The following is a 16,407-nucleotide window of genomic DNA, read 5'->3' as shown; positions in this document are numbered from 1 at the left end:
ATTTGGCGGCCAATTGCCCTCGGCAGTGGACCAGACAATAAGAGGTACCCCATCATGGTTCAGTTAGTCGTCGATTCCGGCTGCGATTTACCCGATGAATTTCTGCGCAAATACAATGTTCCGGTTCTGCCGCACAGCGTAAGCGTGGGCAAAGACTCCTTTGGTGACCAGCGCAACCCAGCGCAAATGAGCCACTTTTACTCCCGCTCACTGGTAGACCGATCCCGCATCGTGAATTCCGGGCCCGCCGGAGAGCATGAAATCGAGCAGGTGATCGCCAAACTGGTCCGTCAGGGTAAGACAGACATTGTGGTGCAGACTATCAACGGCGCCAATAGCCCTACCTATGCCAATGCCCTCAAGGTCGCGCGCAAATTGAGTGGCGACACCGTCCAGGTCCACACCGTGGACTCCCACACCCTGTTCTCCGGGCAGGGACTGCTGGCACTCTACACACTGTCGCTGATCCAGAAGGGTCTTACCGGCGCACAGGTCAAATCCCGCACCGAAGAGTTCGGTCGCAAAATTGTCGGCTTTGCCGCCATTCAGGATGTTTACTATCTGCGCGAACGCGGCCGTCAGAAAAATGAAAAGAGCGTGAGCTGGCTGAAGGCCTTTATGGCGCGCTCACTGAATCTGCACCCCATCATTTCCATGACGTATCAGGGCTCCGCCGTGGCCGACACGGTAAAAACCTACGATGGTTGTACCCGCCGCCTTTTCCAGCTGGCAGAAGAAAAGATGGCCGACAATGCACTGCTGATGCCCGCCGTGGTGGTCAGTATTGCCGGTCCATTGAGCGACCTGGAAAAAGTCCCCGGATTCAAGGCGTTTATCGAAACAGCGACCAGGCACAAAGTAAAAGTGTACCGCTCGGTGATGAGCCTCTCCGGCGGCATCAATCTCGGGCCCGGCACTGTCGCACTGGCGGTGGCAGCCAAATAGACTCCAGTTACAATCTTCGATATCAATCTGCACGGGCGGCGCTTATTTCACGATAAGCGCTGCCCGAGTGCATTGAAACATCACCTTTTTCTTGCCGGGGTGGTCCCTCACGACCCAACAAAACAAATATCGCCAGGTGCATCTAGACTGAGGAAAGCTGTTTTACAACTGACCTGAATTGGTGAAAAAGATGTACCGCTGTTTCGTCCCCTTACTAGCGCTTATCCTAACGCCTTTTGTATCCCTCAATAGCAGCGATGCCCGAGGTGACACCGAGCTCGCCAAAAAGTTGAGCAATCCAATCTCCAGTCTGATCAGCGTTCCCTTCCAGAACAACTGGGATAACCAAGTTGGACCGGTAGATGGCGGTCGGAAATACACTTTGAACATACAACCGGTAATCCCAATCTCCATCAGTGATGACTGGAACCTGATCAGTCGCACCATTCTACCGGTAATGAATCAGGAAAATATTTTTCCAGGTAGTGGTGACCAAAGTGGACTCGGCGACACCACGCAAAGCCTGTTTTTCTCGCCAAAGAAACCAACCGCGAGCGGCGTCACCTGGGGGGTTGGACCTGTTTTCCTACTTCCTACCGGTACGGAGCCTTTACTCGGCACCGAAAAATGGGGAGCCGGCCCAACGGCCGTGGTTCTGAGACAAACCGGGCCCTGGACCATCGGAACTCTCGCGAATCAAATCTGGTCCTTTGCCGGCAGCGACAATCGCGCAGATGTAAATAGCTCTTTCATTCAGCCATTTCTCGCCTATAACACGCCCAAAGCCTGGACTTTCACACTGCAGTCAGAGTCCACCTATGACTGGGAAACGGAACAATGGAATGTGCCAATCCATTTCCTGGTCGCCAAAGTTTTCAAAGTTGGAAAGCAGTCATACCAGATACAGGCAGGTCCGCGCTATTACGCTGATAGCCCTGCAGGTGGCGGTCACAATTGGGGCTTCCGCCTTAACTGGGTGATGCTATTCCCTGAAAAAGGCAAGTGAGCACTGAGTGCTGCCCCACCCGTTGATAACTTCTGCCTCGTGACACCGAGAGGAACCCGGTCATGAAGTGCCAGTGTGCGCACACCAAATACCTCACGCTAAAAATTTTACCAATACTGATCGTAGTGATGTCCCCTCTGGTGCGGGCGGGAGGGCTCTTGGTATCTGAAATTGGCACACCTGCGCTAGGTACCGCAGGTGCAGGCTGGGCAGCTATGCCCGAAGATGCATCCACTGCGTTCACCAATCCTGCGGGCACAGTATGGCGGGACACCCCCGAGCTGCGCGTAGCCGGCCAGGTACTCTACGGCGACATTGGATTCTCCAATGGGGGAGAAAGCAATGTGCCCGGTAACGATGGCGGCAACCCGGTGGAATGGTTTCCGGGCGCCGGGGCCCACGCCGCTGGTGTTTTTTCCGATCAACTTGGCTGGGGAGTAGCCATGACTGGCAACTTCGGCCTTGGGCTGGACTACGACGACGACTGGGCCGGTCGGCGTTTCGTACAGGAAACCGACCTGATCGGGATGAGTATCATCCCTTCCCTCAGCTGGAAAGTGAACGATTGCCTTTCGATTGGTGCGGGCGTCAATATTATGGGCACATATTTCAAATATGTTTCCGCACCGAGAGCGGGAATCAATCCCGACGACGCGCGCCTCAAGTACAAAGATATCGACGTGGGATACGGCGGTAATGTAGGTATTATCTACCGCCCGGTAGAAACCACAACCTTTGGCATTTCCTACACCTCTAAAGTGGATCTGACATTCACAGACAATTTACGCCTGAATGGATTTGGCCCCTTTTTTGAACCAGCAGTCGAAAGACTCAATGGCGCTCGCACAAAAATAGACATGACAGTGCCAGCAACGATGACCGCGAGTCTACAGCAAAGACTAAGCCCGGCTACGACGCTATACGCGAATCTGGGCTGGCAGGACTGGTCTGAGTTTGCCGGAATGAGACTGGCCCTGGATAACCCAAATCAGATATCCGTATTTGTCGATCAGGGGTATAAGGATACTGGCCATTTCGCCCTCGGTATAAGGCATACCTTTTCACAGGGGGTTTTGCAGGGGTGGAGTCTTTCTACAGGTTTAGCATTTGACAGTTCAATGCAAAATGAATCCAACCTCACTGCCAATCTGGTAACCGGAAAAGCCTACCGGTTCGGTCTCGGGGCCGGAAAGACATTGTGCCCCGGTGTGACCATGGATGTCGGCTATACACTGCTATGGTCTGGCGACATTGATATCGACCAGACCGGGCGCCCGCCCTTCAGCCCGCGGCTCGAAGGCAGTTACAAGGATACCAACCTGCAATTCCTCGGCGGCTCCGTACAGTTTGAGTTTTGAGCTCTAAAGTCATCCCGGTCCAGCGGACGCGACAGCGGAACACAGGGAAGTAAAAGGGAATATCATGAAACTGAATCAGCCATTTATCGTGTTTATCAGCGCCTGTACTATTGCGCTCGCGACACCATCTGCACTGTCACAGAACGCAGCGACGGACACAACCAGGAAGTCCAATGCTGCGGTAAAGTCGCAGTTACCCTTTAACGACAAGCAGGACTTTCAAGACGTCAAAAAAGGCTTTATTGCTCCGCTTCCGGACAACGGTATCATCAAGAATGACAAAGGTGAGCCAGTATGGGATCTGGGTGCCTACGGCTTTGCCAAAGGCAAGGAAGCACCCGATACCGTCAACCCAAGCCTATGGCGGCAATTACAGCTGCTCTCAGAGGGTGGCCTCTACGAGGTATCCCCTCGCATTTATCAGGTGCGCAGTGCCGACCTGTCCAACATCACCTTTATTGAAGGTGATAACGGCATCATCGTGATGGACCCGCTTATTTCTGCGGAGACCGCCAAAGCTTCACTGGATTTGTACCGCAAGCACCGAGGTGATAAACCAGTAGTCGCAGTGATCTATACCCACAGCCACGTGGATCACTACGGTGGTGTCCGCGGTGTGGTGGACGAGAGAGATGTCAAATCCGGCAAGGTGAAGATTATTGCGCCGGAAGGATTTCTCGAGGAGGCGGTCAGTGAGAACGTGTTCGCCGGAAACACCATGGGCCGCCGGGCATCGTATATGTATGGCAACCTGTTACCCAAAGATCCTAAGGGCACCCTAGGTACCGGCCTCGGTCTCGGCACTTCGCCGGGCACCGTCACTATCATTCCCCCTACTGATGTCGTCACCAAAACCGGCCAGCAGATCAAAGTGGACGGGCTTACGTTTGAATTCCTGATGGCACCAGGCTCCGAAGCACCCGCCGAAATGCATTTTTATATCCCGGAACTGAAAGCGCTTACCGCAGCGGAAAATGCATCGCACACACTGCACAACCTGTATACCCTACGCGGTGCTAAAGTGCGCAATGCCAAGGCTTGGGCAAATTATCTGCACGAGACCCTGCAACGCTGGGGCGACAAATCAGAAGTTTTATATGGACCCCACCACTGGCCGACCTGGGGCAACGAAAATGTTGTCAACCACCTGAAAAAGCAACGCGACCTGTACAAATACCTGAATGACCAGACCCTGCGCATGGCCAATCAGGGTTACAACATGGTCGAGACTGCGGAGATGATGGAACTCCCGGAGGAACTGGACCAGTACTGGGCCAACCGCGGCTACTACGGCAGCGTCAGCCACGATACCCGCGCAGTGTGGAATTATTACCTGGGTTTTTTCGATGGAAACCCCGCCCGTCTTTATCCACTCCCCCCCACCGAAGCCGGTAAAAAATTTGTGGAGTATATGGGCGGCGCAGATAGCCTTCTCCAAAAAGCCCAGAAAGACTACGAAGCAGGGAACTACCGTTGGGTGGCGCAGGTACTGGACAATCTGGTATCCGCCCAGCCGGACAACCAGAAAGCCAAAAACCTGCTGGCCAATGCGCTGGAGCAATTGGGCTATCAGCAGGAAAACGGCCCCTGGCGCAACTTCTTTCTGAGCGGCGCAAAAGAACTGCGTGAAGGGGTGAAGAAGTTACCCGTGCCGGTTACCGCCAGCCCGGACACCATTGCCAATATGCCCATCGAGATGTTCTTCGATTTTTTGGGGATTCGACTGAATGGTCCCAAGGCCGCCGGAAAGAAAATGGCTTTCAATATTTCGCTACCTGACATCAAGGGCAATTACTCGCTGGTTCTTGAAAACGGCGTACTGAATTATGGCCCGCCGGTAGATAAACCCGACGCTACCATTTCGGTCAATCGCAGTGCGCTGGATGATGTGATCATGGGCACCGCGAAATTCGATGAAAAAGTAAAAGACGGTTCGGCCAAGATCGATGGTAACGGAGACAAGTTCAACGAATTACTGGGAATGCTGGATACTTTCGAGTTCTGGTGGAATATCTCCACCCCCAATCCACGTCCAGCGAAGTAGCGATTAACAAATTATATGGCCGCAGCGGACAGGCAAAGATACTTGAGAACTACTTGAGAACTACTTAAGAGACTCTCGAGAGTACATTGAGAACTGCTCGCGGCCTTTATTTTCTATATCTGCGACTCGATGGGCAGCCAGGACAAGAGCCAGCTCAGAGTACGTTGCCACCAGGTGGTTTCCGGATCGGTGGCGGTCTCTATTGGATTTCCGTCGGTGTCCCGCGCCTTCCAGCGCAACTTCCCCTGCTCGTTCAATGCCAGTTGCCAGGCGGAGTCCGGAGCCACCCATTCATCAAACAGCGCTCGCAGCTGTGCATTGATTTCAGCGTGCTCCATCAGCAGGCCAATCTCGGTGTTCTGGATAATGGAGCGGCTGTCGAGATTGATAGAGCCGACAAATCCCAGCTCTCGATCAATAACAAAGGTCTTGGCATGTAACGTGGCCCGGGAATCGCCGTGAAACCAGTGGCGACGCTTTTCCTGCCCCGCTTCCGTGCGCAGTTCAAACAGATTCACACCACTTTGCAGTAAGCGTTTCCGGTAGCGGGCGTAGGCGCCGTGCACGATTGCCACGTCGTTACTTGAAAGCGAGTTGGTCAGAATATTCACATCAACGCCGCTCTGTTGCACTCCGGTGAACAATTCCGTACCGACGCTACCGGGAATAAAATAGGCCGCAGTGATACACAGCCGCTCGCGAGCGCCGCGAATAATCTTTTCCAGTTGATAGCCGGGATACTCGCTCACCGGCACCCGGTCTCTGTGCAACGCTTTATCCGGTGGGTCTGCATACAGTGTCGCCGGCCCCCAGTGAAAAGGTATGTCCCCGGCCAGGAGTTCTCCGGCCAACTTCGAATGCCTGAGCGCCTCGGTAAATTCCGACTTGGCCTCGAAGGCGAGAAACTCACTGACCTCACTGCGCAATTGATCCAGTGACTGATCTTCGCTCGCACTCAGGGGCAGTTCAACGACGGGCACCGAGACTTTATTGTTCCAGTAGTCATCAAATATTCTGGTCGCATCCGACAACACCGCTCCAATTGCCAGAACATCGACATCCAGGAATTCCACATCCGCGCGGGAAAAATAGCCATCACCGATGTTGCGTCCACCGGTGATCATCGCCAGGCCATCGGCCACAAACAATTTATTGTGCATGCGGTGATTGATACGACCGAAGTTCAACACCTGCTCCAGTGCCCGACCGATACCCGAGCGCCCTTCCACCGGGTTGAAAACACGAATGGCAATTTTCGGATGTTGGTCCAGGGTCGCAATCCAGGGATTATCCAATCGCGTTCCCAGATCATCGACCAGCAGGCGTACTCGTACACCGCGATCTGCCGCCTGTAAAAGCAGACTGGTAAGGATACGACCGACGGTATCGCCTTCGAAGATGTAGTACTGCAGATCCAGCGATACCCGGGCTTCCTCGATCAGTGCCGCGCGTGCAACAAATGCGGAGAGGCCATCCTCCAGTAAATGGAATCCCGTATCTGTTGGATTGTGCTGTGCTGAATCCCGACGCACGGCGTGCGCCAGACGGGATTCGGTGGCCGGAGGCAGGCTTTTGGATATGCTGGGTGCTTGCATATACGAGTGTTGGGTATCCCCCATCATGGCTTCCCAAAAAATCACCAGGGCGATGGCGAGAACCGCGCACAACAGAAATGGGCGAACGGTGCGCGCATCGGGCATTGTGACGTCATCTCACGGTACATTGATGACTACTAGACTAGTCGATGTCCGACAACTCCAGAATTCCGTCTTCGATCGGCGCCTCTGTCATTATTTTGCGGTCTTTGGGATAGTCGTTCAGAAGCTTCCATGGGTACCGTGTACCCTGCCGCGGCAACAGTGCATCAGCCCGTGCCACATAACCGGATTGCAGGGCCGCCATCACCGATTCCTCTGCCACGCTATTGTGCTTGTCGAGAGCAATAAACTGCCGCAGCCCACGCTCCCGCAGATAGTTCAGCAAGCGACAGATATACATTGCCGCAAGATCCGCCTTCAGTGTCCAGGCCGCATTGGTATAGCCGAACACCCAGGCCATATTCGGCACACCCTCCATTAACACCCCCTTATACGTCAGGCGGTTGCGGGTATCGACAGGTTCGCCATCCATTTTAAGGGTCAGACCGCCGAGTATTTGCAGCTTCAGGCCGGTGGCGGACACAATGATATCCGCTTCCAGCTGATCTCCGGACTTCAGTGTAACGCCCCGTTCATTTATCTCCGCAATTTCACCGGTAACCACCGAAGCGCTTCCCTCATTGATGGCATTGAACAGGTCTCCATCGGGAATGGCACACAGCCGCTGATCCCAGGGATTGTAGGTCGGTGTAAAGTGCGGCATGACCTCGGCACTAGCCAGGGATTTGCGCGCGCCGCGCAACATCAATTTGCGCATCAGCCCCGGCCAACGTTTGGAGGCCTTGAACATCCAGCGGTGTAACGTAACGTTGCGGCGTCGGGCCAGGCCGTACGCGACTCTTTCGGGAATCCAACGTTTCAACCAGTTGGTCAGTTTGTCTTCCGCGGGTACCGACAGAACATAGGTGGGCGAGCGCTGCAGCATGGTGACATGGGCGGCCTTCTGAGCCATGGCCGGCACCAGGGTTACCGCGGTGGCCCCGCTGCCAATCACCACAACAGTCTTGCCTTGATAGTCCAGATCCCGAGGCCAGTGTTGCGGGTGAATCCATTGCCCGTGGAAACGCGCCCTGCCGGGAAAATCAGGCTGGTAACCCTCGGCATAGTCGTAATACCCGGTACAGGAGATCAACACATTGCAGGTGTAGGACACCGGCTTGCACCCCTGGTCATCGGTGTATTCGCCCTGCAGTTGCCACACTCCGCGCGCGCTGTCCCAATTGGCTTCCTGGAGATCGACACCGAACTGTACCCGGTCGCTGACCTGATACTCCGCAGCAGTTTCCTGAATATATTGCCGAATCGACTCCCCGTCCGCCATTGTCTTGAGTCCGTTCCACGGGCGAAAACGAAAACCAAAGCTGAACATGTCGGAGTCCGAACGGACGCCGGGATAGCGGAACAGGTCCCAGGTGCCACCGATGCGCTGACGACGCTCGAGAATCGCGAAATCGGCATGCGGACACTCCCGTACAAGATGACAGGCGGTACCAATACCGGACAGCCCCGCGCCGATAATCAGGGTGTGAAAATGCTGGTTGCTCATAGCCGCTGACTGCTGTTTTTATTGTTGAAGGCACAGTGTACCGGTATTGCCCCGGGGAAGGGCCAGAACTTTCAGGACAGCATTCGAGGAAACCTCAAACGCTAGTGCTCCGTAGGGCTGTCACGCCACTTCCCCCGTGGATCACTAGTGCATCATCCCCTGGTACTGCTCCGCAATTTCCGTATTGCCCGCCTCCCGGTGCAGAGATACCAGAGCAGACAGAATTTCCCGGTCACCGGGGTAGCGCTTCAGTGCCTGCTCGAGATAGGCGATGGCACCCGCACTATCGCCATGGGAATTGAGCGCAATACCGTAGACGTACGCGTAGCGCGGGGGCGCCCCCTGGGAATCGGCGGCGGCCTGCAGCAGGGGCATGGCCTCGGGAAGCTTCTGCTGACGCACCAGCGACAGCCCCAGGGCATGCTGAAGCGGCCCCTTCTCAAATGCGTTGTCCAGTGCATTGCGCAATACGGCCTCGCTTTCGCGCTCGCGATTGGAGCTGCGGTAAAGATCTGCCAGATTGATGGTTGCGGGTAAATAGTGTGGCGCCAGCCGCTGTGCCTGCTTCAACAGAGACTCTGCCTCTTGCGGCTTGCCTTCACGCAAGCGAACACCGGCCAGGTTTACCAGCGATTCGGGACGGTCTGCGTTAAAGCGCGCCGTCTCTTCATATTCCTGCAGTCCCTGCCGGAAGCGCTGCCCCACTTCTGCCGGGTAGGCATCCATGGGCGCGCCCACCATCGCATTGGCGGCGAGCGCGCGAATTACGCGGTCGTCTTCGTACAACAGCGGTATGGCCAGCGCCGGTCGCACCTGCTGCGGTATGCTATCGAGGTTTTGCGCAAGGCCGAGATGCAGGAGCGCGTCATCCCCCTGGGCAATTACCTGTAACATTTGCGCAGAGGCGCGAGAAAGGTAGCGAGGCAATAGCGACACCGCCGTGGCCCGTACGATTGCCGGCTGCGAATCATCCAGGGCCAGTGCCTGCAGTGGCCGATCTGCGCCGGGGTAGCCCTGGCGGGCAGCAAAAATAATTTCGCCGTAGTGGGGATCCGGTTCGCCAAACTTCTTCAGCAGAGTATCCGCGGCCCATTGATTGGACTTATCCGTGTGGCAGCCCACACAGGCGTTGGGCGAGCCAATATTGTCGGACAGGTCCGGCCGCGGAACCCGGAAACTGTGATCGCGGCGGGCGTCCACCTGCATATAGGTTTTGCTGGGCATATGGCAACTGACACACTGGGCGCCCTCACTGCCCTCGGGATGCAGGTGATGCTCTGCCGTATCGAATTTCGAGGGCAAGTGACACTGGGCACAGAGCCCATTCCCCTCAATACGCGTCTCCAGGCTGTGGGGATTGTGGCAGTTACTGCAGGTGACGCCGGCACCGTGCATCTTGCTCTGAACAAAGGAGCCCCACACATACACCTCGTCATCGATCTGACCGTCCGCGTGGTACAGGTTTTCATCCAGCAGTGCCGGGTGGAAAAAGTCCAGGAAATTACTGTCAGGCTGCGCCCCCGGAAACTGGGTGCCACGACGCGAGTGGCACTGGGCACAGGTAGAAATTTCCTGCTGGGTGTTTACCGCCTTGTTCTCGAGGTACGCGATACCCGTGTCCGCATCCATCTTCCAGTGGGCCTGTAAACGCTCACCATAGCGCACTTCAAAGCCGCTATTTTTCCAGGCGGATTTTTCACCTTCCGCCAAGTTCGTCCACTGTACATGCTTAGCCCCCGGTCCGTGGCAGGCTTCGCAGCCCACGTTGATTTCCGACCATTGTGTGGCAAAGGTCCGGGATTCCGGATCGTAATTTTTGTGCAGATTGGTGGAGTGACAATCGGCGCACTGAAAATTCCAGTTTTGATTGATTCCGGTCCAGTGCAGCGGGTCACCCGCTTTGATTTCCTCGTCCGGGTACAGGTGGAACCAGCGTTGTCCGCCCTCTTCTTGCGGACGGGAATCCCAGGACAGGCTCAGCGCCTGCAGGCGGCCACCGGGTAACTCCACCAGATACTGTTGCAGCGGATAGACACCAAAGGTGTAGGCAATTGGGAACTCCTGTAACTCGCCCTCCGCGTTGTCGGTGCGCACGACATATTTGTCGTCGCGCCGGTAAAAACTGGACTCGGTACCGAAATAGTCGAAAGTGGCATTATCGAAATTTCCGACCACCGTATCAGCGCCCGGGGTCTTCATGGCGAGATCGTGGTGGGACTTGTGCCAGTCGTCATATTCCTGCTGGTGGCAACCGGCACAGGTTTCAGCACCCACATAATTCTTACTGTCATCGGCTGCCGGTGTATGGCCAGATTTTTTCTGTACCTGGCCTTCACCGGCTTCGGAAGACCCCACAGATGACAGTTCCACGTCCGTACCTCCACCGGAGGAAGACGCCGCGCCTTTTACGGATTCAGCACCCTTTTCTCTCTCGCTATTACCACAGCCGCTGAGCCCGCTGGTCAGCAGGACAATCAACAGAGGGATGATCAGGGTTCGCATGGTTGCTCCGGATTATGCTTGTAATTGGCACCGAGTATAGCTTTTCACGCGTTCTTCCTCAGCCTCGAATCTGCTAGCGTTATTAGAGCAGTAATAATTCGGGGCACCTATGTCGGCACGGGAACAGATCAACGCACTGGAGCAGGGCATGGGCCGTGCCATTGTCGGCCAGCGAGAAGTAATCCGGCGCCTGATTATCGGTTTGCTGGCCAACGGCAATTTGCTTGTGGAAGGGTTGCCCGGGCTTGCGAAAACCCGCGCCATTAAAGCCTTGGCGAAAAATCTGGAGGCGGACTTCAGTCGCATCCAGTTCACCCCGGATCTGCTGCCCGCGGACGTCACCGGCACCGATATGCTGTATCGCGACGAACAACAATCGGAGTTCCGTTTTCACCCGGGTCCTATCTTCGCCAATATTGTCCTGGCCGATGAGATCAACCGCGCGCCCGCCAAGGTACAGTCGGCACTGCTGGAGGCGATGGAGGAGCGTCAGGTCACCGTAGCTGGCAAGACCCACAAGATGCCACCGCTGTTTATGGTGATGGCCACCCAGAACCCCATCGAACAGGAAGGCACTTATCCACTGCCGGAAGCACAGATGGACCGCTTCCTGATGCATGTACTGATCACCTACCCTCCAGTGGAGGATGAGGTGGAAGTGATTGAAATGGTACGCGGCGAGGAAATTGCTGCGGCCGAGGCTACCGTTGCAGAACCGACCCCCTCAGCGCCGCAACAGTCGATAGAGGTTATTCCTCAGCAGGCGGTATTCGACGCCCGCCGGGAGATCGCTGCCATTCACGTTTCCGATGCAATGGCGCGCTATATGGCTGACCTGATCGACGCCAGCCGCCATCCGGCAAAACTATCCGAAGAACTTGCGCGCTGGATCGAGATTGGCGCAAGTCCACGGGGCTCCATTGCACTGGACAAGGCCGGACGCGCCAACGCATGGCTGGAAGGACGCGACTATGTGGATCCGCAGGATATCCACGCGATCATTCACGACTGCCTGCGCCACCGGCTGGGTCTGAGTTTTGAGGCCCAGGGCGAGGGCATCAGTGCCAACCAGGTCATCGACCTGCTACTGAAAAACGTCGCCCTGCCGTGATTCACCACTGACACGCCATGTTCAATTTCTTCACACGCCGCCGCAACCGAAGCCGGGCAGACGTCAGTGACAAAAGCGCACCCACAACCAGCGTTGACTCGCGTATTCACGTGGACCTCGCTCACCTGCAATCCCTGGAAGGTCCCGCGCAAACCCTGAACCTGCTGCCGCGACAGCCGGCCCGCAGTGTGCTGGCTGGACATCACGCCTCGCGCCTGCGTGGGCGCGGGCTCAATTTTGAAGAGCTGCGAGAATACCGGCCGTCCGATGACGTTCGCGCAATCGATTGGAAGGTCACCGCACGAACCGGTGAGCCTCACGTGCGCGTCTACACCGAGGAGCGCGACCGCCCCACACTGATTGTGGTGGACCAGCGCATGTCGATGTTCTTCGGTACCCGGTATTCAATGAAATCCGTCACCGCCGCCGAGGTGGCTGCCCTCGCCGCCTTTGCGGTGCTGAATCAGGATGACCGCGTGGGCGGTATAGTGATAAAAGATGACGGACTCTATACCCAGCGCCCAAAGCGCAGTCGCCAGGCACTGACCCGGTTTCTCACCGAAGTTGCCCGCGCAAACTGCGCACTGCACGCGGATGCTCCCCCTACCGCCCCCACCTCACTGGATAAAGTGCTACAGGCCGTGGCAAATATCGCGCGTCGCGATCACCTGATTCTGCTGATCAGCGATTTTGACGTGATTGGCCCGTCCTCTGACCGCCTGCTGGCCGGCCTTGCCCGCCACAATGATGTGATCCTGATGCCGGTGACAGATCCCAGCGGCGTCGTCATGCCCAAAGGATTTGTCAGCGCAATTTCCGATGGCGACCAGCAGGCAACCCTCGATACGGGAATTGGCGAAATTCACACCGCGCTCAATCATTTCAATCGTGAACGACGCGAGGCCATTGAGCGCTGGCACCGCCGCTACGGCATTCCCCTCGCGCCACTCTCGGCAAGTGCGCCCGCACTGTCGCAAGTGTGCCGGCTGCTGGGACTCGCCGCTCCCGCCAAAGAGGCGACACTCGATGCAGACTGAGAACTCGCCCCAGACGGAAACCACACTGCCAGGCCTGATTGCAGAACTGGTACCACCGCCGGTGCCGGAGGCCGTGTCCCTTTGGCCGCAGACACCACTGGCAAAAGCGCTCCTCTCCCTGTTTTTTTTGCTGCTGTTGTTCATGGCATGGCGTGCCTACCGTCACTACCGGGCAAATGCCTATCGGCGCGCCGCACTCAAGGCGCTGGCCAAGGCAGACGGCGACCCTGGCGCGATTGCCGAGATCATTCGACGCACAGCATTGGCCGTATATCCGCGCGCTCAGGCGGCGGGGCTCACAGGCAAAGACTGGTTGGCATTTCTCAATCATCAGTATGGCGGCGACGAATTCCACGGTGACACCGGCGAACGGCTACTGCGCGGCGCCTACCAAAATTGCCAGGGGAGCGCCGCGCTGACCCGCGCCGCAAACAACTGGATTCGCCGTCACCGCCGCGAACTCCTTCCGCACGAATCCGGGCCGGAAAAAGCAGAGGCCACATCATGAGCGACCTGCTCACCGGCCTTAGTTTCGCGGCGCCCTGGGCGTTTATTCTGCTTCCGCTGCCACTACTTGTGTGGTGGCTGGCCCCGCCCCACCGCGAGAGGGTGTCCGCCATTCGCGTGCCCTTCTTCCGGCGCATCAGCGAGCGCCTGGGGCTGACGCCAGGTGCGGGCTCGATCGTGCGCAGTCGCCACTTGTGGCAACTGATTATCGGTGCGTTCACCTGGATTATGCTGACTACCGCACTAGCACGGCCCGAACTTGAAGGCGAAGCCGTGACCATTCAGAAGCCGGCGCGGGATCTGATCCTCGCGGTGGACATCTCCGGGTCCATGGAGCAGGAAGACTTTGTAGATGGCACGGGTGCACGAACCCAGCGACTGGCCGGCGTAAAAAGCGTGCTCGCTCAGTTTCTCGAAGGTCGCGAAGGTGAACGGGTCGCAGTGATTGTGTTCGGCTCCAAGGCATTTGTGCAGGCGCCACTAACCACCGATCTGGATACCGTACTGGAGTTACTGCAACAGACAGAAGTTGGTATGGCCGGCCCCCATACTGCACTCGGCGATGCCATCGGCCTTGCAATCCGCCAGTTCGAAAGCAGTGACATACAGCAGCGGCTGCTGATCCTGTTGAGCGACGGCAGCGATACTGCCAGCCGCATGAGCCCGATCAACGCGGCAGCCATTGCCGCGCAACAACAGGTCAAAATACTTACCGTTGGCGTTGGCGACCCACAAGGGGAATCGGAAAACAGGTTGGACGAAGAAACCCTGACGGCAATTGCGACACGTACTGGTGGAGAATTTTTCTTCGCAAACGACCAACCGGCTCTGTCGCGGGTTTACCGGCAGATTGACGCACTGGCACCAAAGAAAGTGGACAGCGAAACCTACCGCCCACATCGCAGCCTCGCCCACTGGCCGCTGGCGCTGGCATTACTGTCCGCGCTGGTGGGGCTCGGCCTACAACTGCTGCGCCACAGTGCCCGGGGATCGGAGGTGACCTTGTGAACGGACTCACTAGCGAAATCTCCGGCTTTCTTTCTGCTTTCCACTTTCTGCGCCCGCTGTGGCTCTTGCTACTACCTGTTACTCTGCTGGCCTGGTGGTGGCTGCGGCGCCCCGTCGATCGGGGCCTGCACTCTGTTTCAGATTACATAGCACCGCACCTCGCCCGAGCACTCAGTGTGGGTACCCGACACGGTGCAGACGAAACACGTATTTTGCCCATCGACACCCTCGCCGTGCTGTTGGCCCTGCTTACCCTGGGGACCGCAGGGCCCACCTGGACACGCCTGCCGGATCCACTGATGGCACGCACCGCCCCGCTGGTTATTGTCATGCAGGTAAATCAGAGCATGACGGAAAGAGACGTTGCCCCCAGCCGCCTGGAGCGCGCAAAACAGAAGGTCTACGATCTGCTGGAGCGCCGCGATGGTACCCCAACCGCGCTGGTTGCCTACGCCGGTACCGCCCACCGTGTGGTCCCCCTTACCGACGACCAGAATCTGCTGCGCCCCTACGTGGAAGGACTGGAAGCAGAGGTGATGCCCCGGGACGGCAACAACGCCGCCGCGGCGCTGACACTGGCCAGCGATATTCTGAAAAAGGAAGAATCCGCTGGCGGCATCCTGTTTCTCACCGACGGCATCGAGTCCCGGGATCTCCCGGCATTTGACCGGCGCCCCCAGGGCAATGGACTCGGCTTTCTGATACTGCTGCCAGGCAACACCGCAATTCCCGGCACGCAGCAAATCAGCGGTGCCCGCGTTACTCGGGTTACCCCGGACACCCGCGATGTCGACGGGTTTATCCGCTACTTCGACAGCCGCTTCAGCCACGCGCAGGCCCGGGACAAGAATCTGCAGTGGGACGACCGCGGCTGGTGGCTCGCCTGGCCCGCGGCGCTACTTGCCCTGCTGTGGTTTCGCCGCGGCTGGGTACTGCCGTCGGCAAGTGCAGCGCGCGCTCAGCATATGCAGGCCAAGCGTGCCGCGAATGCGCTGCTCATACTGTCCGGCTTTGCCTGTTTGCTGCATTTCACCGGGCCAGTCGCCATCGCACAGTCACCCACATCTGCCGTGGCCCACGAGGACCCGGCCCCGGATAATCCTGTTCTCAGCCACCTCTTCACCCCGGACCAGCTGGGGCAATGGCGAATGGGACGCAAACAGTACGCCCGCGCAGCAGACGCCTTCACCGACACCTACCGACGAGGCTACGCCCAGTATCAGGCCGGCTTCTATGAGGATGCCGCCAATACCCTGGCGCCCATGGACAGCCCGGAAGCGGTGTTTACCCGGGCGATGGCACAGGTAAAAAGCGGCCAGTATCAGGATGCTATCGGCGGCTTCGAACAGGTATTGCAGATGGCCCCCAGTTTCCCCGGGGCAGAAAAGAACCTGCAGCTCGCGCGAGAGATTCTCGCCTACATGGAAAAGTCCCGCGGTGACGAGGAGGAGAAAGACGAGCAAACAAAAAGTGATGAGGACAGTTACGACAAAGAGCAGCAAAAGGAAGTGCAGGCGCCGGACAGGCCCACCAATCAACAACCGGTGAATCCGGATCAGTGGATGTCTACCCTCGACACCAGCACCGGGGAGTTTATGAAACAGCGATTTGCCGTGGAGGCCGCGACGGAAAATGCCGGGAGCGATGCGCCGTGAAAACCTGGATCAAGCGTGTTTTTTGCCCGC

Annotated in this window: 12 protein-coding genes; 9 read left to right on the top strand and 3 right to left on the bottom strand. The window is 57.2% G+C overall.

The features are described 5' to 3' along the window. The first annotated feature begins 54 nt into the window (after nucleotides 1-54). From ACYX4K_RS03540 to ACYX4K_RS03525, 4 genes are all read left to right on the top strand, one after another. Nucleotides 55-945 (top strand): DegV family protein, encoded by an 891-nt coding sequence (locus ACYX4K_RS03540; protein WP_475093484.1) that lies wholly within the window; start codon nucleotides 55-57, stop codon nucleotides 943-945. 190 nt (nucleotides 946-1,135) lie between these two features. Continuing rightward, nucleotides 1,136-1,951 carry a transporter gene (locus ACYX4K_RS03535; RefSeq protein ID WP_475093955.1) on the top strand — a complete coding sequence of 272 codons (816 nt, stop codon included), beginning with the start codon at nucleotides 1,136-1,138 and terminating at the stop codon, nucleotides 1,949-1,951. A gap of 62 nt (nucleotides 1,952-2,013) precedes the next feature. Continuing rightward, on the top strand, nucleotides 2,014-3,309 hold the full coding sequence (locus ACYX4K_RS03530) for an OmpP1/FadL family transporter (protein WP_475120150.1): 1,296 nt from the start codon (nucleotides 2,014-2,016) through the stop codon (nucleotides 3,307-3,309). A gap of 64 nt (nucleotides 3,310-3,373) precedes the next feature. Further along, nucleotides 3,374-5,353, top strand: coding sequence for an alkyl/aryl-sulfatase (locus ACYX4K_RS03525; protein ID WP_475093485.1), 1,980 nt, complete (start codon nucleotides 3,374-3,376; stop codon nucleotides 5,351-5,353). A gap of 113 nt (nucleotides 5,354-5,466) precedes the next feature. On the opposite strand, the gene ACYX4K_RS03520 is transcribed toward ACYX4K_RS03525, so the two are convergent. The 3 genes from ACYX4K_RS03520 to ACYX4K_RS03510 all read right to left on the bottom strand — a co-directional run bounded on the left by ACYX4K_RS03520 (nucleotide 5,467) and on the right by ACYX4K_RS03510 (nucleotide 11,059). Continuing rightward, nucleotides 5,467-7,053: a phospholipase D family protein gene (locus ACYX4K_RS03520; RefSeq protein ID WP_475093486.1), complete on the bottom strand. Its 1,587-nt coding sequence runs from the start codon at nucleotides 7,051-7,053 to the stop codon at nucleotides 5,467-5,469. A gap of 37 nt (nucleotides 7,054-7,090) precedes the next feature. Then, nucleotides 7,091-8,557 (bottom strand): flavin-containing monooxygenase, encoded by a 1,467-nt coding sequence (locus ACYX4K_RS03515; RefSeq protein WP_475093487.1) that lies wholly within the window; start codon nucleotides 8,555-8,557, stop codon nucleotides 7,091-7,093. A 144-nt stretch (nucleotides 8,558-8,701) separates the two neighbouring features. Then, entirely contained in the window at nucleotides 8,702-11,059 is a 2,358-nt protein-coding gene (locus ACYX4K_RS03510) for a tetratricopeptide repeat protein (RefSeq protein WP_475093488.1), read from the bottom strand. A gap of 109 nt (nucleotides 11,060-11,168) precedes the next feature. Between ACYX4K_RS03510 and ACYX4K_RS03505 the strand changes: the two genes are divergently transcribed. The 5 genes from ACYX4K_RS03505 to ACYX4K_RS03485 are packed head-to-tail and all read left to right on the top strand — an operon-like array spanning nucleotide 11,169 to nucleotide 16,377. Then, nucleotides 11,169-12,170: an AAA family ATPase gene (locus ACYX4K_RS03505; RefSeq protein WP_475093489.1), complete on the top strand. Its 1,002-nt coding sequence runs from the start codon at nucleotides 11,169-11,171 to the stop codon at nucleotides 12,168-12,170. A gap of 17 nt (nucleotides 12,171-12,187) precedes the next feature. After that, nucleotides 12,188-13,207 (top strand): DUF58 domain-containing protein, encoded by a 1,020-nt coding sequence (locus ACYX4K_RS03500; RefSeq protein ID WP_475093490.1) that lies wholly within the window; start codon nucleotides 12,188-12,190, stop codon nucleotides 13,205-13,207. Beyond that, the gene (locus ACYX4K_RS03495) at nucleotides 13,197-13,715 is read left to right on the top strand and encodes a DUF4381 domain-containing protein (protein ID WP_475093491.1); all 519 of its coding nucleotides are present in this window, start codon (nucleotides 13,197-13,199) and stop codon (nucleotides 13,713-13,715) included. The genes ACYX4K_RS03500 and ACYX4K_RS03495 overlap by 11 nt, the downstream gene beginning before the upstream one ends. Then, nucleotides 13,712-14,722 carry a VWA domain-containing protein gene (locus ACYX4K_RS03490; RefSeq protein WP_475093492.1) on the top strand — a complete coding sequence of 337 codons (1,011 nt, stop codon included), beginning with the start codon at nucleotides 13,712-13,714 and terminating at the stop codon, nucleotides 14,720-14,722. Before ACYX4K_RS03495 ends, ACYX4K_RS03490 begins: the two co-directional genes overlap by 4 nt. Then, on the top strand, nucleotides 14,719-16,377 hold the full coding sequence (locus tag ACYX4K_RS03485; RefSeq protein WP_475093493.1) for a VWA domain-containing protein: 1,659 nt from the start codon (nucleotides 14,719-14,721) through the stop codon (nucleotides 16,375-16,377). The genes ACYX4K_RS03490 and ACYX4K_RS03485 overlap by 4 nt, the downstream gene beginning before the upstream one ends. Nucleotides 16,378-16,407 lie beyond the last annotated feature (30 nt).

The sequence above is a fragment of the Microbulbifer sp. ABF4_107 genome, assembly GCF_056312215.1.
Note: the sequence above shows the minus strand (reverse complement) of the source record. Positions and strands in the feature narration are given on the sequence as shown.